The sequence below is a fragment of the Cetobacterium sp. genome (assembly GCF_051653945.1).
Lineage (GTDB): Bacteria > Fusobacteriota > Fusobacteriia > Fusobacteriales > Fusobacteriaceae > Cetobacterium_A.
In genome coordinates this window covers 32,811-51,938 of record NZ_JBOFXD010000050.1, presented here as the reverse complement: position 1 = coordinate 51,938, position 19,128 = coordinate 32,811, and the positions used below count along the sequence as shown (strand labels likewise).

General features: G+C 29.0%; 18 protein-coding genes. 16 read left to right on the top strand and 2 right to left on the bottom strand.

What is annotated here, in order from left to right:
* Positions 1-138: a hypothetical protein gene (locus tag ACRC8M_RS05065; protein WP_438528172.1), complete on the bottom strand. Its 138-nt coding sequence runs from the start codon at positions 136-138 to the stop codon at positions 1-3.
* Between the two features lie 161 nt (positions 139-299).
* Between ACRC8M_RS05065 and udk the strand changes: the two genes are divergently transcribed.
* The 16 genes from udk to ACRC8M_RS04985 all read left to right on the top strand — a co-directional run bounded on the left by udk (position 300) and on the right by ACRC8M_RS04985 (position 18,261).
* Positions 300-932 carry a uridine kinase gene (gene udk / locus ACRC8M_RS05060; RefSeq protein ID WP_438528153.1) on the top strand — a complete coding sequence of 211 codons (633 nt, stop codon included), beginning with the start codon at positions 300-302 and terminating at the stop codon, positions 930-932.
* Positions 933-936: 4 nt separating this feature from the next.
* Positions 937-1,554 carry a deoxynucleoside kinase gene (locus ACRC8M_RS05055; protein WP_438528152.1) on the top strand — a complete coding sequence of 206 codons (618 nt, stop codon included), beginning with the start codon at positions 937-939 and terminating at the stop codon, positions 1,552-1,554.
* Positions 1,555-1,653: 99 nt separating this feature from the next.
* Entirely contained in the window at positions 1,654-2,265 is a 612-nt protein-coding gene (locus ACRC8M_RS05050) for a LysE family transporter (protein ID WP_438528151.1), read from the top strand.
* 33 nt (positions 2,266-2,298) lie between these two features.
* A complete protein-coding gene (gene mnmA, locus ACRC8M_RS05045; RefSeq protein WP_438528150.1) occupies positions 2,299-3,354 on the top strand; it encodes a tRNA 2-thiouridine(34) synthase MnmA in 1,056 nt (351 codons plus the stop codon).
* A gap of 142 nt (positions 3,355-3,496) precedes the next feature.
* Entirely contained in the window at positions 3,497-4,324 is an 828-nt protein-coding gene (locus ACRC8M_RS05040) for an SIR2 family protein (RefSeq protein WP_438528149.1), read from the top strand.
* A 221-nt stretch (positions 4,325-4,545) separates the two neighbouring features.
* Positions 4,546-5,280, top strand: a complete 735-nt coding sequence (locus tag ACRC8M_RS05035; protein ID WP_438528148.1) for a hypothetical protein — start codon at positions 4,546-4,548, stop codon at positions 5,278-5,280.
* 13 nt (positions 5,281-5,293) lie between these two features.
* Positions 5,294-6,082, top strand: coding sequence for a RelA/SpoT domain-containing protein (locus ACRC8M_RS05030; protein WP_438528147.1), 789 nt, complete (start codon positions 5,294-5,296; stop codon positions 6,080-6,082).
* A gap of 51 nt (positions 6,083-6,133) precedes the next feature.
* The gene (gene cls / locus ACRC8M_RS05025; protein WP_438528146.1) at positions 6,134-7,555 is read left to right on the top strand and encodes a cardiolipin synthase; all 1,422 of its coding nucleotides are present in this window, start codon (positions 6,134-6,136) and stop codon (positions 7,553-7,555) included.
* 10 nt (positions 7,556-7,565) lie between these two features.
* Positions 7,566-8,069, top strand: coding sequence for a MogA/MoaB family molybdenum cofactor biosynthesis protein (locus tag ACRC8M_RS05020; RefSeq protein WP_438528145.1), 504 nt, complete (start codon positions 7,566-7,568; stop codon positions 8,067-8,069).
* Between the two features lie 9 nt (positions 8,070-8,078).
* Positions 8,079-10,607, top strand: a complete 2,529-nt coding sequence (locus ACRC8M_RS05015) for a PD-(D/E)XK nuclease family protein (protein ID WP_438528144.1) — start codon at positions 8,079-8,081, stop codon at positions 10,605-10,607.
* On the top strand, positions 10,608-13,673 hold the full coding sequence (locus ACRC8M_RS05010) for a UvrD-helicase domain-containing protein (RefSeq protein WP_438528143.1): 3,066 nt from the start codon (positions 10,608-10,610) through the stop codon (positions 13,671-13,673).
* Positions 13,674-13,699: 26 nt separating this feature from the next.
* Positions 13,700-14,662 (top strand): thiamine ABC transporter substrate-binding protein, encoded by a 963-nt coding sequence (locus ACRC8M_RS05005; RefSeq protein WP_438528142.1) that lies wholly within the window; start codon positions 13,700-13,702, stop codon positions 14,660-14,662.
* A 101-nt stretch (positions 14,663-14,763) separates the two neighbouring features.
* Entirely contained in the window at positions 14,764-16,167 is a 1,404-nt protein-coding gene (locus ACRC8M_RS05000; protein ID WP_438528141.1) for an ABC transporter permease, read from the top strand.
* A gap of 15 nt (positions 16,168-16,182) precedes the next feature.
* Positions 16,183-16,809 carry a nucleoside recognition domain-containing protein gene (locus tag ACRC8M_RS04995; RefSeq protein WP_438528140.1) on the top strand — a complete coding sequence of 209 codons (627 nt, stop codon included), beginning with the start codon at positions 16,183-16,185 and terminating at the stop codon, positions 16,807-16,809.
* Positions 16,809-17,348, top strand: a complete 540-nt coding sequence (locus tag ACRC8M_RS04990) for a spore maturation protein (protein WP_438528139.1) — start codon at positions 16,809-16,811, stop codon at positions 17,346-17,348. Before ACRC8M_RS04995 ends, ACRC8M_RS04990 begins: the two co-directional genes overlap by 1 nt.
* Before the next feature lie 13 nt (positions 17,349-17,361).
* Positions 17,362-18,261 carry a S66 peptidase family protein gene (locus ACRC8M_RS04985; RefSeq protein ID WP_438528138.1) on the top strand — a complete coding sequence of 300 codons (900 nt, stop codon included), beginning with the start codon at positions 17,362-17,364 and terminating at the stop codon, positions 18,259-18,261.
* A gap of 55 nt (positions 18,262-18,316) precedes the next feature.
* On the opposite strand, the gene ACRC8M_RS04980 is transcribed toward ACRC8M_RS04985, so the two are convergent.
* Positions 18,317-18,856 carry an HdeD family acid-resistance protein gene (locus ACRC8M_RS04980; protein WP_438528137.1) on the bottom strand — a complete coding sequence of 180 codons (540 nt, stop codon included), beginning with the start codon at positions 18,854-18,856 and terminating at the stop codon, positions 18,317-18,319.
* Positions 18,857-19,128: the final 272 nt, after the last annotated feature.

The following is a 19,128-nucleotide window of genomic DNA, read 5'->3' as shown; positions in this document are numbered from 1 at the left end:
CTAAAATTTAAAAATTTTTTTAATTCTCTTAACTGTCTTTACTATAGACAGTACAAATTTAATTTTTCTTATTTCAAAGGGAACCTTTTCCAATGCCTTTTTCATCTGAAGGTTAATCTCTTTTTCAGTCATACTCATAAAAAATCTTCTCCTTTAAAAACAACTATATCGTAAAGTATACATCAAAAAAAATATATAGTCTATATTTATATTATATTTTATTTTTTTTTGAAAAATGTGCTATAATGTATAAGATTTAAAAAAATATAGGCAGTAACACTTAAGGAGGAAAACAAAAAATGAAAAATTGCATATTGATCGGAGTAGCTGGAGGAAGTGGAAGCGGAAAAACTACAATAGCACATAATTTAGTAAAGGCTTTCAAATCAGAAGATGCAGTACTAGTTGAACAAGATGCTTATTATAAAGAGCTAACTAATTTAACGATAGAGGAGAAGGCTGCAGTTAATTTTGACCATCCAGATTCAATAGAGTTTGATTTATTAAGAGAGCACTTAACTAAACTTGTAAATGGAGAGTCAATAGATAGACCAATCTATGATTTTACAACTCACTCTAGAAAAGATGGGTGCATAAAGATACAACCATCAAAAATAATAATCGTTGAAGGAATACTTATATTTGCTGTTCCTGAGATTAGAGAGCTGTTTGATGTAAAAATATTCGTAGATACAGATGCTGATGAGATGATCTTAAGAAGAATCGAAAGAGATATGACAGAGAGAGGAAGAAGTTTTGAATCTGTTAAAAATCAGTATTTAAAAACTGTAAAACCAATGTATTTAGAGTTCTGTGAGCCAAGTAAAAGATATGCAGATGTTATAATTCCAAGAGGTGGAGAGAACAAAGTTGCAATTGGAATGGTAACAAGTAACTTAAAAAGATTCCTTCAAAAAGGAGTGTTAGCATAAGATTATGAAAAATGTTATCTGTATAGAAGGAGTTGTTGGAGCTGGGAAAACAACTTTAGGAGAGTTATTAGCTAAAGAGTTATCAATAGAGTTTTTTCAAGAACCGTATATAGATAACCCTTTTTTAGATAAATTCTATTCAAATAAAGAGAGATACTCTTTATTAAGTCAGATGTATTTTTTAAACAAAAGAATAGAGATAATAGAGGAAGCTTCTAAATTTAATGGTTGCATAATGGATAGAAGTATCTATGGTGACTATTTATTTGCTAAAATGCATTTAAGAAATGGGTTTATGACAGCAGATGAATTTTCGTTGTATGAATCTTTTTGGGAAAAACTAATCTCAGCAAGAACTAGTCCGTTATTGATTATCTATTTAGAAACAACTGTTGATAATGCTATAAAAAAGATAAAAGAACGAGGAAGAGATTTTGAACTTGGAGTGGAAAAAGGGTATTGGACATCTTTAAATGAGGAATACTCTAATTTTTTTAATGAATACAATGAAACAGTTGTATTGAAAATAAATATAGATAATATGGATATTAGAGATAATGAAGAGGATAGAAAACAATTTTTTAATATGGTTAAATCTAAATTGAAACAACTAAGCCTGTAAAGTCCCAATTAAAGGAAAGTACTTTATATTTTAGTAGAATTATGCTAGAATTATAATTGAAAAAACATTTATAGAAATACACTTTTGAGGAGAAAAATTATGATTTTTTTGAAAGGGATTATAACAGGTTTAATATTATCGCTTCCCTTTGGACCAGTGGGCATTTATTGTATGGAAAAGGCTATGATCGAAGGCGAGAAAAAAGCGTATGTATCAGCACTGGGAATGGTAACTGTAGACATAATTTATGGTATTATATCATTTCTATTTATAAGTAGAGTTGAATGTTATATTATTAAATTCGAAACTCCGCTAAAAGTGTTGATAAGTGTATTTTTAATTTTTGTGGGAAGTAAAAAATTTTTTGGAAAGCCTAAAGTTAAAGAGGTTGAAGATGACGACTATACTTTAGTGCAAGATTATTTTGAAACGTTTTTACTAGCAATATTTAATATCTCTTCAATTCTTGTAATAGCAGGAATTTATACACTTCTTGGGATATTAGATAGCCCTATTAGAGAAATGACAGTATTAGAATTAGGAGTTGGAATTGGAATTGGAGGAGCATCACTATGGTTTACAACAATCTTTTTAATATACCATTTTAAAAAGAAAGTAACTATGGATATTCTTTTAAAACTAAGCAAACTTTCAGGACTAATAATTCTAATCTTTGGAATTGCAACTATTATATTTGCCTTCTACAAATAATAATAGAATATTTTATTAAGGATGGTAATATTTATGAACTTAGAGTTTAATAAAGAGAATGAAAACAAAGTTATAGCAGTAGCTATGAGTGGAGGAGTAGACTCTTCTACAGTGGCTTACCTTTTAAAGAAGCAAGGTTACAAAATTTTTGGTGTAACAATGAAAACTTGTGGAGAAGAGGATAAGGATGCTAAAAGAATATGTGATGATTTAGGTATCGAACACTATCTTTTAGATGTAACAGAGGATTTTGGAAAAGAGGTTATTGACTATTTCGTAGATGAGTATAGTTCAGGAAGAACTCCAAATCCATGTATGGTTTGTAACAGAAAAATAAAATTTGGAAAGCTTATTGAGTTTGCAAAAGAGTTAGGTGCAGAAGCGTTAGCAACTGGTCACTATGCAAATATTATCGATGGTACATTAGCTATTGGTGATGACATGAATAAGGATCAAGTTTATTTCTTATCTCAAATAAAAAAAGAAAATTTAAAATATATTATTTTTCCAATTGGAAAAATGGAGAAGCCAGCTGTTAGAGAGTTAGCAAAAGATTTGGGTGTAAGAGTTTACGCTAAAAAAGACTCTCAAGAGATATGTTTTGTTGAAGATGGAAAGTTAAAAGAGTTTTTAATGGAAAAAACTGGTGGAAAAATCGGAAAGCCAGGACAAATTGTTAATCTAAAAGGAAAAGTTTTAGGAAAACACAATGGATTAGCATTCTATACAATAGGACAAAGAAAAGGATTGGGAATAGCATCAGCAAACCCACTTTATGTTATAGAGCTAGATAGAAAAAACAACAGAGTCATTGTTGGAAGTAACGAAGATCTTATGAAGAATACCTTAGTTGCAAATCAACTTAACCTATTTTTAGTAGAGGATGTAAAAGAGTTAGATGGAATAGATTGTTTTGTAAAAGCACGTTCTAGAGATAAACTACATTCATGTAAAGTAAAAGTAGTGGATAAAGATACAATAGAGATTTTATTTACAGAGGATAGCGTAAGAGCTGTTACTCCAGGACAAGGAGCAGTATTATATACTGAAGATGGAAAAGTTATCGCAAGTTCTTTTATAATTAAATAGATTTTAATAGCCTGTAAGTAATAAACTGTTATTTACGGGCTTTTTTTAATTTTTTTTAAATAATATACTTGTTAAATAGATGAAATTAAGATATACTTATATTGCCAAAGTGTTTATTTTTTAAAGAAAGAGAGGTGTTACTATGAGTTTTTTCAATAAATTTAATGATACAGACAAAATTAATCTTTTTTTAGGGGATTTTTTAGTAAGAAACGCTGGATATCCAACAAGAAGAGAGTTAGCAAAACTGTTAATGAAAGATATGAAAGAAAATATAAAGGGCTATATAAGAGATGAAAACTCTTTATTCCAAGTTAGCCAAGTTTATTTAGATGGAGTTGTTAGCAGTAGAAGTTCATTATTGAAAAAAATCAAAAATTTGTACGAAACAAACAGAGAAACTGCAGAGGTGTTAAATATTTTCTCTGAAAGTAATAAGATTAATGCTGTTTTTTCAACAGATTATGATATAGTTTTAGACGATATAAACTGCAACAAAGTAGTAAAAATACTACCTACAGATGAAGAGTTTCCAATAGCATCAAATGGAGAGGTTAAGCATTATAAAATTCTTGGTGACGTCAATAGACATGAAAAGATTTTCGTTTCTATCCAAGATTTTAGAAAATTAAAAGTTTTAGATTTTTACAAAAACTTTTTCAAAAATATAAAAGAGGATATAGAAAATTATCCGACGCTAATTTTAGGATTAGATTTAAATAACTCAGACTTTATAGATGTGTTAGAGGTTGTATTAACAGATGTAAACCCGAAAGATGTTATATATGCTGTGAGTAATTCAAATGTATTAAAAACAAAAACAATTGAAAGATTAAACGAGCTAGGAATAAAATTGTTACCGCACAGTGAAGAGGAGTTTTTAAAAGAGTTAAAGGGTTACCTTAGCTTAACACCACTGGATGAATCTGAATTAAAAGAGTCATATATTGGAAAAAAGCTTTTTCGGTAACTCCAGATATTTCTGATGAAATAGTAGAAGATAAGATTTTAGATGAAACTATAGAAGTAGTAGTAGATACTGCTGAAAAGGTTGAAATTGAATCTGAAGAGAAGAGTTCAGAAGAGATTGAGGAAGAAATAGAAATAAGAGACCCAGAAGTATTAGAAGTTAAAAATGAAGATTTTAAAATAATAGAGAGTGCTTTAGAGATAAGGTATAGCTCTTTAAAATTGGATAGGTTACCAATTGAATTTTCTACAATAAAAGATATGAAAAATCAAAACCTGATAAAGACTTTTGGAGTTACCGATTTAAAAATAGGTCAACTAAATTTGAAAGACTGTCATAGTAGAATAGTTGAGATAAATAGAAAAAAATATTTAGAACTAAAAAACAGAGAGTTTAAATTAGGTTTAGAGATTGACTTAAAAGATGATGGATCTTTTAATACAATAGTAAATAACTGTTACTACAAGATATATCAATATAGCAATATAAAGAGATTTATGTTTAATGTAAAGCTTTTAAAAGAGATCTTTATGGGACAGCTTATTGAAATAAGTGGGAAACTAGTAACTGGTAAAGTAGCTTTTGAAAATAGAATAGAGGTTATGAAGTTAGATTTATTAGAGAAAGAGATTTTAGGATTAGAGGAGATAAAGAAAGAGAAGTTATTGCAAGAGGAGAACTCACTATACTCTCTAGCTTTATTAAATCTTATTGATAAAACTCCAACACTTCAGAGTTGGGTAAACTTTAGATGTGATTTAGATAAAGTTCAGTTAATTGAAGAAGATAGAATATCTCTTGAAAGAGTTCACATTATTAAAGGTAATGACTTTAATATAAGAGAAAGAATAGTTACAATAACTCCAGTAGAAAAAAGAGAGATAAAAACTACTGAAGCAGTAGCTTATCGAAAGACTTGTGAAATTTCATTAGAGAAGATACCTAGAAAACTATAAAGAGGTGTTTAATTTGAAATTAGATAATAAGATAGATAGGGAAGAATTTTTTAAAGCTTTCTGTATAACAGAGGAGTATTTTAACTCTACTGGCCTTAATTGGGATGAGCTTATGAAAATTTATGCTGACTATATAAAATTAGTTCCTTATTTAGAAAAAGAAGCTGAACATATTGTATCTAAATTAATTGATAATGTAGGAGTTCACTCAGTTAGAAGAAGAGTAAAAAGAGCAACACATCTTGTTGAAAAAATAATAAGAAAAGGTCGCAAATATGCAGATCGTGGGATAAATGTAGAAAACTATAAAGAAATTATAACTGACCTTATAGGAATACGTGTATTGCATCTATTTAAAGATGATTGGCGTGGAATTCATTGCGAAATAACGAAGTTATGGGATACAAAGGAAACTCCTCAGATAAACATTAGACGAGGGGATTACAATATCCAAGATTTGAAAAATACGATTCAAGACTTAGATTGTGAGATAATTGTGAGAGATCATGGTTATAGATCGGTTCACTATCTAATTGGTGTACCAGTTACAAAGCAAGATGAGGTACTTGTAGAAATACAAGTGAGAACAGTTTTTGAAGAGGCTTGGAGTGAGATAGATCACTTGATGAGATACCCATATGATGTTGATAATCCAATTATAACAGAGTACTTAGGTATTTTTAATAGAATCGTTGGAAGTGCTGACGAAATGGGTATGTTCATAAAAAAAATAAAAAAAGAGTTTTCTAATGGAAAAGGTTTAGAAGATAATTTCAGAGAGTTGGATTTAAAATTCAAATAAAAGGAAGAGTTGCGACTCTTCCTTTTTTCTAAAAAAGTTAGAGGTGACTAGATGAAAGAGATATTTATAGCATTAAAGGACTACTTAGTGTTTGTTAATATTATATTTGCATGTATCATTATATTCTTTGAAAGAAGAAGGCCTGTATTCACACTATTTTGGATAACAATATTGTTATTGACATCTTATTTTGGATTTGTAATGTATCTATTTTTTGGTATTAGCTTTAAAAAACGTAGAGCTTTAGAAAAATATTATTTAAAAAATAGTCATGGCTATTTAAAAAATTTAAATAAAAAATCTATGGTTAGTATTAAAAAATGGATAGGATTAAGTAGATATTTAGATGGTGTTCTTTTAGGAAAAATGACTCATAATAACAGTTTTACATTTTATCCAGAAGCTAACTATTACTTTGAAAATCTAACACTATCTATAAAAAATGCAAAAAAATCTATATATATGGAGTATTATATATTTGATGATGATGAGGTAGGGTCTCCAATTTACGATTTACTTTTAGAAAAGGTTAAAGAGGGAGTGGAGATAAAAATAATAGTAGATGGAGCTGGAACAAGAGGGGTTTCTAGAAAAAGAATTGAAAAGTTAAAAAAGGCAGGAATCATGTTTGAAGTATTTTTTCCATCGTACTTTCCATTTATAAAAGTTGGAAATTTAAGAGCTAACTATAGAGATCATAGAAAAATAGCTCTTATAGATAACAAAATATGTTTTTCAGGTGGATTAAATATAGGGAAAGACTATATTGGTAAGGGTCGTTTGGGGAGTTGGCAAGATATAGGATTCTCTTTAAAAGGAGAAGCTATAATAGATTATTTGCATGAGTTTGAAAGAAGTTGGAAATTCTTAAAAAAGGATACAACAGATATATTTCAAAATATTGCTATAGATAAAGATGATCATAGCTTAACTCCAATTCAAGTTGTAAGTTCAGGACCCAATTATGAGTTTCATACTATAAAGGATACATTTTTAAGTTTGATAATAAAAGCGGAAAAAAGTATACATATAGAAACACCATATTTTATTCCAGATGAGCCTATTTTAGATGCTTTAAAGGCCGCTTTAGTTTCAGGAGTAAAAATTAAAATAGTGATACCAAGTGTTGGAGATCATGCTTTTGTTTACTGGGCTAATCAATACTTTTATGGGGAGCTAATTGAATTAGGAGCTGAGGTATATAAATATAAATATGGATTTATCCATAGTAAATTAGTTGTTATAGATGGAGAGATTGCGTTTTTAGGAACTGCAAACTTTGATTACAGAAGTATGTACCAAAATTTTGAAATAAGTCTTCTGATTTTGGGAAATAACATCACTGAATTAGAAAAAAGAATAGATAAAGATATTTTAGATTCTAAAAGAGTGACATTGGAAGAGTATAAAAATAGAGGAAAAAAAGATAGGGTGTTAGAATCGATTTCTAAATTGTTGGCACCAATACTATAAGGAGGAAGTTATGATAAGAGTAGCTATAGTAACATTAAGTGATAAGGGTTCAAGAGGAGAGAGAGTAGACGTAACAGGACAAAGATTAAAAGAGATTTTTGAAAAACATCTAAGCTATGAAACTGTTTATTATAATATGCTTCCAGATACTTATGAAGAGATTTGTGAAGAGTTAATAAAATTAGCTGATGAAGATGTAGCTGATTTGATTGTAACAAATGGCGGAACAGGGTTTTCAAAAAGAGATGTCACACCTGAGGCGACACTTGCAGTGATTGAAAGAGAAGCTCCAGGAGTAGCTGAGTATATGAGAGCTAAATCATTTGAGATAACACCAAAAGCCATGTTAAGTAGAGCAAGATGTGGAATAAGAAAAGGTAGCATAATTTTAAATCTTCCAGGAAGTCCAAAAGGAGCAACAGAGAATCTAAACTTTGTAATAGATGCATTAGTTCATGGAGTTGAGATACTAAAGGGTGCAGCTGTAGAGTGTGCAACACCTATTAAAAAATAGGAGGGAACAATGAAGTTTGAGTATATAAGTTACGGGGGGTCTTTAATTCAGGGATTGAAAAAAGATCCCTCTGTTGTATATGTGTTTTCTGACTATCCTTTAAAAAATAGTCAGAGAAAAGAGAGTAAAAGAAATATCTTTGAACCAGATCCACTTTATTTAACAATAGATGAGTTTAAAGGGGTAGCGTTTAGTACAGATAAGATAATTTTAAGTGAAGCAAAAAGATTTGTGAGTTTATATAACTATATGAAAAAAGAGTTTGCAGAGATAAATATAAATAACTATTTTGAATCCATTGAGTTTTCAGATAAGTTTTTTAAATACTATACTGAATTAAACAGAAGTTTGTGTGAAAAGGATATAGAGCTAGAGGAGTGGCAAAAAAAATATTTTGAAATATTTCATAGATTTAAGGAAAAGTATGAGGTATATTTGACTGAAAGAAACTATATACCAAAAGACTGGGTTGAGGATATAAAATATCTAGATTTAACAATCTTTAAAAAATATAAAAAAATAGTGTTTGTAGATATAGTGAATTTTTCACCTTTAGATAAATATGTAATATCTAAGCTAGAGGAGTTTATAGAGGTTGTAATTAGAGTTCAAGGGGAACCTGGAGTTTTTGATGAGGAAAATCTTGAGTTAAAAGAGGTACACCTACCTAGAACACAAAAAGTAGAGATATCACTATTAGAGGTTCAAGATGAATTAGAACTTATAGGGAATCTATTAGATATTATGAAAATGAAAAATCATATGACTAATATTTTTTCTCCAGAAGCTGATACAAATGAGTATTCCAAAATATTTCCGAATAACTTTATGAGAGGTAGCTTCTATACTTTAAATGACACTAAGTTTTTTAAATTTTTAAATGCTCAAAGTGAACTTATAGGAGCAATGGAACCTAGAATGGATAACCTAATTCCTATTAAAAAATTTTTAGAGGGAATTAAAAATTTAGAGATGCAAGAATACTATGGAATAACAAAAGAGGATATGGAGTACATCTATAATCAAATAGATTGGGATTATAAGTATATAGGAACAGAGAGTAATGAAAAAATCTCTGAAATCTATGAAGATATTGTAAAAGTATCAAAAATTGAAAGTATAGATAAATTTATTACATACTTCAATGAACTTTTATCACTAGATATGTTTAGAGAGAAAATATATGTAGATTTTTATGATAAACTTCAAGAGTATATGGGATATGCTAAAACAACTGAGATAATGCTTGAGGAAAGAGAGATTAAAAGTTGCTTTAGAAATGGTGGAGATATTTTAAAATTCTTACTTCAATACTTCAATGATGTTGAGATTATAAGAAATGATGACAGTGAGGGGAAATATCTAATAAAACCAATGGAAAATTGTAAGGTTACTCCATCAAGAGAGTCAATTTTTATAAATATAAGTACAAGATACCTTCCTAGAGTAAAAAGAGATTCTCTTTATTTAACAGAGAAACAGAAAAAAGAGAATGGATTTACTTACTATGAAAAGGAAAGAAAAGAGGAAAAGTATAGATTTTATCAAGGATTTTTAAAAAATAGATATAATACAGTTATCTATATAAAAAATGAAAATAGTGGAGAGGGAGTATCTCCTATACTTTCTGAAGTCTTAAATAGATATGGTATAGGTAAACTTGAAAAAACTATTTATAGTGAGGACATACTAGAGAGATTAATGACATTTAAATCAAATGATATTGGAGAGTTTATTCAAAAAGAATTGTTGAAAAATAGAGATGACTTTAAAAATAGAGAGCTAAGTATAGGTCCATATGATTATGACACTTTGACTAGGTGTGAATATAGATTTTATTTAGATAAAATTTGTGGACTAAGCTCTTTTGAAAAAGAGGACTCTTTAGGTTTGTCAGTTAAATTTATAGGAACGTATGTACACGAGGTTTTTGAAAAATTAACGGATAAGATGTGGAAAAAGATTCTGAATGTTTCAGACTATTCAGTGACAAATGAAGAGGTAGAGGAACTACTATATAAGAGTTTTTATGCCAATAGAAAAAGAGTTCCAGTATATCTAGATAACTATTTTACTCAGATATTAATTCCACGTTTTACAAAAAATATAGTGAAGTTCTATAAAGAGATAGAAAATCTGTACATAGAAAAGAAAGTTAAACGTATAGAGAGTGAGAAAAACAGTAGAAAAGAGCCGTTTTTAAAAGGGGATGTAGAGGTTACTTTAAATGGTAGAGTTGACCTTGTAATTGAAACAACAACAAACAACCATATTATAGATTTTAAAACAGGAAGTAAAATAGATAACCAATTGGATTTTTATACAATTATGCTATATGGAGATGAAAATGCTGCTCAAAAATCTATATATAACGCTTTTGAAGGAAGTATAGAGAATCAAGAAAAACCTAAACTCACAAGAGAGCTTTTAAAAGAGCGATTGATAGAGTTTTTTAAAGGTGAGAACTACTTTTTAAGTGAGAAGAAAAGTGGATGTTTATACTGTGAGTATGGAAATATCTGTAGGAGGGAGTTTTAAATGAAAGGGATAGTTTTAAAAGCTAGTGCTGGAACAGGAAAAACATATAGACTATCTTTAGAGTATTTAGCTACTCTTTTAAAAGGTGAAAATTATAAGAATGTTTTAGTAATGACTTTTACGAAAAAAGCTACATCTGAAATTCAAGAGAGGGTTATCCTATTTTTAGAGGAGATGTATAGAGATAAAGAGTCATCACTATATGAAAATTTAAAAAACTTATACCCAGAGATAGACCTTTCTTTTGAAAACGTTAGAAAAGTTTATTATGAGGTTTTAGATAATAAAGATAGATTAAAAATTTCAACAATTGATGGTTTTATAAATAATATATTTAAAAATGTGATAGCTCCATATCTAAATATATTTTCATATGAGATTATAGATGATACTGAGAATATTGAGATTCTATTAAAATGTTTTGAAAAAATTGTAGAGGATAAAAATGAGTTTGATAGATTTAAAATTTTTCTACAAAACAGAACAGAGCGTAGTATAGAAAAGTATTTGGATATACTAAAAAATCTAATTGATAATAGATGGAAACTAATTTTAATTGAACAGTCTCAAAAGTTAAAAAATAAGGATGAGTGTGACTCAGATATATCTATAGAGAAGTTGATTAAACACTTAACTGATGCTTTTTTAGCTGTAAAAGAGAAAAAGAAAGATGGCAAAGATCTATCTGACTACATGAGTAAAATCATAAAATGGGTTTTAGAAAAAGATAGTTCAGTTCATAGAGAACATGCAGTTGAAAATTGGAATGAAATTATTAAAAGTGATAAGTGTTGGGATGGGCGGAGAGTAAAAACAACAAGTAAGATTGACTTAGATTGTGAGATAGAGATTTTACAAAGAGCCTTCGATCAACTGAAAGAGGAGATATCTAAAGAGGTTTTCAACAGAGAGGTTCTATCTTTTGAAAGGGAGATACTATACTTTATTGAAAATTTATACTTGATATATGATAATATAAAATTTAATGAAAAACGATTTACCCATTTAGATATAAGTAGTTATATGTTCCAATATATAGATAGAGAAGAGATAAATCTTATAAAGGATGGATATATAACAGATTACTTTAAAGATATATTTGATAGTGAATTTAAAACAGTGTTTATAGATGAGTTCCAAGATACAAGTGTTCTTCAGTGGAGAATTTTAAAAGGACTTATAAATAGTTGTGAAAATCTAATATGTGTTGGAGATGAAAAGCAAAGTATATATGGTTGGAGAGGGGGAGAGAAAGCTCTTTTTGAAAACCTTCCAAGCATAATAGGAGTAGAAGAGGAAACTATGAGTGTTTCCTATAGAAGTTGTAAAAATATAGTGGATTTTACAAATGGTGTATTTAATGGAGTAGCTGAAACATATGAAGAGGTTGCAGCTTTAGAGGATCACAGTTATAAGTGGGAGTTTACTCCAGTGGATGGAAAAAGTGATGAACTTGGATACTTTGAAGTTTTAACAAAAAAAGAACCTTTAGAGGATGAGGATGAAGTTTTAGAAGAGGAAAATATGGTAGAAACTATGGTGGATTCTATTGAAACTAATTTTGATGGGAACTATGGTGGGATAGGTATAATTGCAAGAAGTAATAAACAGCTAAATGAGATAGCTATTGCTTTAAGTGATAGAAAAATACCTTTTGTAATAGATTCCAATGACTCTATTATATATCACAGAGCAGTTAATCCGATTTTTAAAATCTTAAAATTTGTTGTGAATAGAGATGTATTTTCACTCCTTGAATTTTTAAGAAGTGATGTTATAAAAATAGGGAATGCTGAATTGAAAATTGTCTTAAAAAATAAAGAGATTATAGAAAAATTAGAAGAGATGCCAGAAGATGCTCCAAGCAGTCTTTTAGATGTTTTAAATAGAATAGAGAAAATAGCTAAAAAGGGATTGGAGAATAAAAACTTTGTTTTAGATGTAATAGAGGCATTTAATATCTCTCAAATATTCTCTGGAAAATCAGATTTAAAAAATATATTCCAATTTTTAGAGATGTCTAAAGAGCATGGAAATATATTTGATTTTTATAACTCACTCATAAATGAAAAAGATAATCCTAAATTTAAGCAGGTATCTTTAGAGGAGGAAAAGGCTATAACTCTTTTAAGTATCCATAAATCTAAAGGGTTAGAGTTTGAAACAGTTTACTATTTCCATCAGGGACAAAAAAGAGGTTTAGAGAGTGGGATACAGTTCCATATAGATTTTAAATCGCCTTTTAACGAAATAGAGAATTTTATATTTGTAGATAAAAAATATGAAAAAATCTTAGGTTATCTAGGAGATAGTTATAACTTTTTAAAGGAGTTAGAGATAAAAAAAGACCAAGAGGAGATAAATAATATCTATGTTGCTCTTACAAGAGCTAAGAAAAATTTATTTTTAGTTATGGGAGGAAGCGAAAATAAATATTTAAAGAACTCAATAGATGGACTATTTAACGTAAAGTGTGGTAAAATTAGTAGGACTGAAAAAAATGAAAGTGTACATAGAGTAAAGAATATAGAGCTATTAGATTCTATAGATTTTATTGAAAAGAGTATAGAAGAGTGTGAACAGCCAAATAGAATGCTTTTAGTTGATATAGTGACAGAGGAAAAAAGAAGAGTGGGTAATGCCATTCACTACTATTTAGAGTTTATAATAAATAATAGTTTAGATGAACATATAGAGGCAAAAAATAGAACTTACTCAAAATATGCATCTATAATAGGAGAGGAAAGGCTAAAAAATATTCTTGAAGGACCAGAGTTTAAAAAGTTCTTTAATGACAACCCAATTATTTTCTCAGAGGAGTGGGACTATATATACCCAGAGTATGAGATATATGATGAGGGAAAGTTAAAAAGAATAGATAGAATTATGATAAAAAAACCTACACCAACAAGTGACGGAAATATTCTTGTAATAGATTATAAAACTGGAGGAATAAATCAAGCCCAGTTAGATGAGTATATTGAAATTGTAGAAAATCATCTATATAGTTTAGGAGAGATAGACAACTATAAAGTGTCTGGTGAGTTTTTAGAAATTAAACTGTAAAAATTAAAATAATTAAAGGGGATGAAATGAAAAAAACAGTTTTAACAGGATTATTTTTAATGAGTTTAGTATCGTTTGGAGAAGAGATTGTAGTTTATGGACCAGAGTCAATGAAATGGATTGAAAGTTCAGCTGGGGTAATTTTTAAGGAGAAAACAGGGGCAACGATTAAGTATGTTCCAATTGATGGAGTTATACCTAGAATGAAATTAGAAAAGAAAAATCCAAAGGCTGATATAATTGTAGGTCTAACAGATATAAACTATTTAGAAGCTAAGAAAGATAATCTTATAAAAAAATATAAACCAACTACTGCTGGAAATATTGCAAGAGAGGAGTTTGTAATTGATAAGGAGTGGTCAGTTACACCTATTGATTATGGAATGCTCGCACTAAATTATAACTATGAAAAAATAGGTTCAGATTTAAAAACTTTTGAAGATTTAAAAAAATATCCAAAGGAGCTATTGGTTCAAGACCCAAGAAGTTTTACAGGAGAAGCGTTTATGCTTTGGACTATTGGGGTTTACGGAGAAAATTGGTTAAAGTTTTGGGAGAGTTTAAAACCAAGTGTATTAACAGTTTCTTCAGGATGGTCGGATTCTTTTGCTAAATTCTCTGTAGGAGAGGGAGCTATTATGAGTGGATATGCTTCGAGCTCAATCTACTTCTATCAAGATGGAAATGAAAATAAATATAAAAGTTATATACCTGAAGAGGGAGGATATATATATTTAGAGGGTGCTGCTTTAGTTAATAAGAAAAATATAAAAAAATCAGCTGAGGAGTTTTTAAACTTTGTGTTAGAACCTGAGTTCCAAAAACTTGCTCTTGAAAAAAATTATATGTTCCCTGTTATAAACTATAAGTTACCAGATGACTATAAATATGTACCTACAACAGATAAAATAGTTAAATTAGATGCGGAATATGTGAATAAAAATATGGAAAATTGGAAAAAACAACTAATAGAGGTATTGAAAAAATAATGAGGAAAAATAAAACCTATAGCTATATATATCTTATTCTATGGGGAATCCCTCTAATATTTTTTATAAAGGATTTCTTTCATTTTGAAGAGATTAGAAGTTTGAGTTTTTATGAAAACTTTCAACTTTTTAAAATATCTTTAACTCAAGGGATATTGTCAGTTATATTTTCAACAGTAATTGCCATTATCCCAGCTTATTATATGAGCTATAAAAAGAATCCACTGACTAAAATATTAGAGGGGCTTATATTTATTCCATTTTTCTTTCCAACCATATCAACAGTAGTGGCTTTTACACTTATATTTAATCTCCCGATTCTTAAAAACTTTAGTGTTTTGTATACACTAAAAGCTATAATACTTGCAAATGTATTTTATAATAGTCCCATTATGATAAAGTATCTAAGTGAGGGAATGCGAAATATACCTAAAAATATAGTTGAAGCAGCTAAAATAGATGGCTTAAATGAGATTAATATATTTTTTAAAATTAAACTTCCGTTAATATTTCCTCAAGTTTTTAGAGGAATGTTTTTAGTTTTTATATATACCTTTGCTTCCTTTGGAATTGTCTTAGCATTGGGAGGAATTCGCTACTCTAACCTAGAGGTTGAAATTGCAAATACTCTTTTAAGAGATGCAAATTTTTCAAAAGCTCTTGTGTTAGGAGTTGTACAATTTTTCTTTTTAATAGTTCTAAATCTCTTAGGTGATTTGTACCCACCTTATGAGTTACAAGATGATTTCAGAGAAAGAAAAGTTTCCATACTGACAACGATTTGGACAACAATATATCTATTGCTAGAGTGTTCAGTTGTTCTTATAGGAGTATTCTATGGTTTTTATAACTATTATACTGGTAGTTTTTCTTTAGAAGGATTTTATAAACTTTTTTCTAGTGATTTTAACGCATACTATCCAGTTTTACAAGGAATTAGAAACTCTCTACTTTTAGCATCAATAACACCAGTATTTGTAATTGTTTTTACGTACCTATTACTTAAAAATTTTACCAAAGTAACAAGTGCTATTGTTTTTTCTACAATGGGATTTTCAAGTGCATTTCTAGGGATTGCTTTAATCTATATAAATATACTTTATGATATAAAACTCTGGATACTTTTAGTTATTGGTTATTTTTTAGTGACAGTTCCAATAGCTTACTCTTTTATGTATCAATATGTGAGAGAGTTTCCAAAGGATATATTGGATTTAGCAAAAATTGATGCACTTTCACCTTTTAAAACATTTTTATTAATAGAGTGTCCTATTTTAAAAAATGTATTTTTAGGTACTTATTTACAGATATTTGCAATAATTTTGGGAGAGTTTACAATCTCATACTCAATGCAGCTTGGAAGAGATTTTCCAACTATAGCTTTAGTTAACTATTCACTTTTTTCAGATAAAAAGCTTTTAGAAGGGGCGGCACTATCATCTGTAAATATAATAATAGTGGTTATATTATTTTATTTATCAAATAAAATTACAGAAAGAGAATAAAGGGAGGGAACAAGCATGATAAACGCAATATGGTTAGGACTTATATTAATTGGAATTGTTGTTTCAATGTTTACAGGAAATGTACAAGCGGTAACAGATTCTGTTATATCATCGTCGAAAACAGCGGTGGAGATAGCAATAGGGCTTATTGGAATTATGGCCTTTTGGTTAGGATTGATGAAAGTTGCTGAAGAAGCGGGATTAGTTAAGGCTTTGGGAAGAGGCTTAAGACCCGTAATGAAAAGATTATTTCCAGAGATTCCAGAGGATCATCCAGCAGTTGGAAGTATTGTAGCTAACGTAGCAGCAAATTTCTTTGGATTAGGAAATGCAGCTACTCCATTAGGAATTAAAGCTATGCAGGAGTTACAAGAGCTAAATGATAACAAAGAGGAAGCTTCAAATGCAATGGTATTGTTTTTAGCTATAAATACATCTTCTGTTACTTTAATATCATCAAGTGTAATAGCTTATAGAGCAGCAGCAAACTCAGCAAACGTGACAGAAATAATTGCTCCAACAATAATAGCAACAGCAATTTCAACAATAGTTGCAGTTGTATCATGTAAAGTTTTACAAAAGTTGCCTTCATTTAAAAGAGAAACAGTTGTAAAAACAGATGCTGTGGGAGGGGATGAGTAATGTTTACACTTATAATGGAAAGAATATCTCTATATGCAATTCCTTTAATTATACTATTTATAGTTTCATATGCGTACTTTGTAAAAAAAGTAAAAGTATATGAGGTGTTTTGTGAAGGAGCAAAAGAGGGATTCTCTACAGCTATTAGAATCATTCCATTTTTAGTTGCTATGCTAGTAGCAATTGGAGTTTTTAGAAGCTCAGGAGCTATTGATGTAATAATAAGATACTTAAACCCAATTTTAGAGTTTATAGGAATGCCTGGAGAGGTTTTACCAATGGCTATTATGAGACCTCTTTCAGGAGGAGGGTCAACAGGGATTTTAAATGATATCTTTTTAACTTACGGACCAGACTCTATGATTGGAAGAATGGCTTCAGTTATGATGGGATCAACAGAAACAACTTTCTATGTTTTAGCAGTTTACTTTGGAGCTGTTAGTATTAGAAAAACAAGACATGCAGTTGCAGCAGGACTATTAGCTGATATAGCTGGAATTTTAGCAGCAGTGTGGATTTGTAATCTAATGTTTAGTTAGGTTGTGGTAATATATGAAAAGATTAAAAATAGGAGATACTCTTGGACTGGTTGCACCAGCAAGTAGTGCTAATAAAGATAAATTGAAAAGTGCCATTGAAAACTTAGAAAAATTAGGTTTTAAAATTAAAATTGGAAAAAGTGTAAAAAATGTATGGTACTCTTTTGCTGGAACAGATGAGGATAGAGCTATAGATATTAACAGTTTTTTTCAAGATAGAGATGTAGATGCAATTATGTGTGTAAGAGGTGGATATGGAGGCATTAGAATGCTTTCACTTTTAGATTATGAAGTTATAAAAAATAATCCAAAACCTTTTATAGGATATAGTGATGTGACCTCTTTACATATGGCATTTTTTAAAAAATGCCATCTGAAAACTTTTCATGGACCTATGGCTGTAAGTAATTTTTCAGAAGACTATAGTTTAGATACTTTAAATGATTTTATAAAAGTTATGAGTAGTAATGAAAGTTATATAATGAAAAACTTTAATGAAAAAATATACTTTTATAACAGTTTAAAAGGAAGTGGACAACTAATTGGAGGAAACTTAGCAGTTTTAGTATCAAATTTAGGAACAGAGTTTGATTTAGAGTATGACAATAAAATTCTATTTTTAGAGGATATTGGAGAAACAACATATAAGGTGGATAGAATGTTGTGGCAGTTAAAAAACCGAGGAATTTTTGATAAAGTTTCTGGGGTAGTGCTGGGAGATTTTAAGAGTTGTGACAAATCAAGTGAGGATGATATGTCTTTACAGGATGTTTTTGATAGTCATTTTAAAGATTTAAAAAAACCAGTTTGTTATAATTTAAGATCTGGACACTGTACTCCAATGTTGACACTAGAGTTTGGAGAAGTTTTAGAGATAGATGGAGAAAAAGAGCAACTAATAGTTAAAAAATAAGCAAAAGAGGGTAGAACTGAGTTCTACCCTCTTTACTATATTTGGTCAATAAATTTTATTGTGATCTTTTAAAGTAAAATGCTGATAAGATTAAGTTTGCTCCACTAAAGAGTATATACCAAGCAATACATAAGAATATAAACTGTTGAGAGAAAAATGGTAGTGCAACTAAAAGCACACCAAATAGTAGATCTATAACACCAGAACCTAAACTAAAATCAACTAAACTTGGGAATATTTTTCTGTTGAATAAAATGTTTAAAACAATGAATATTCCTTTGAAAATCATGAAAATTCCAGCATATATAATCATATATATTTGACTAGCAAATGGAGTGCTAAATAGAGATAAAGAGATTACTACCTCTAAAACACCTATAAAGATATAAAGTCCCCAATGGAAGTTAGGTACCTTTCTAAATTGGAATCCTTTAGTAAAGTTTTTAACACCGCTAACTAAGAAAAATGCTGCAAGTATATCAACTAAATATATGGAGAATATAGTGGGGCTAAAAATTCCAAAAATTCCAACTAAACTAAATAGAATTCCTGTTACTAAAAGATAGGTAAAAACTTTTTTGTTAAACTCTTGCATTGAAATCCCTCCTTAAAAATAAAATTATCTTATATTTTATTATTCTGTTAAAATGGTAAATCTCCTTTAAAAAAAATTATGTAAAAGTTAATTTCAATTTGTATTTATTTAGAAAAAATATTTTTCAAAAATTGATAAAAAATGACTAAAACGCTCAAATAGAGATTAAATATAAAATATGTATATATTTAAGAAATAGATTATATATTATTTATATATTTGAAATTGTACTTTTTAAGAAGTATACTTGTGCCAAGATGAAATACAAAAAT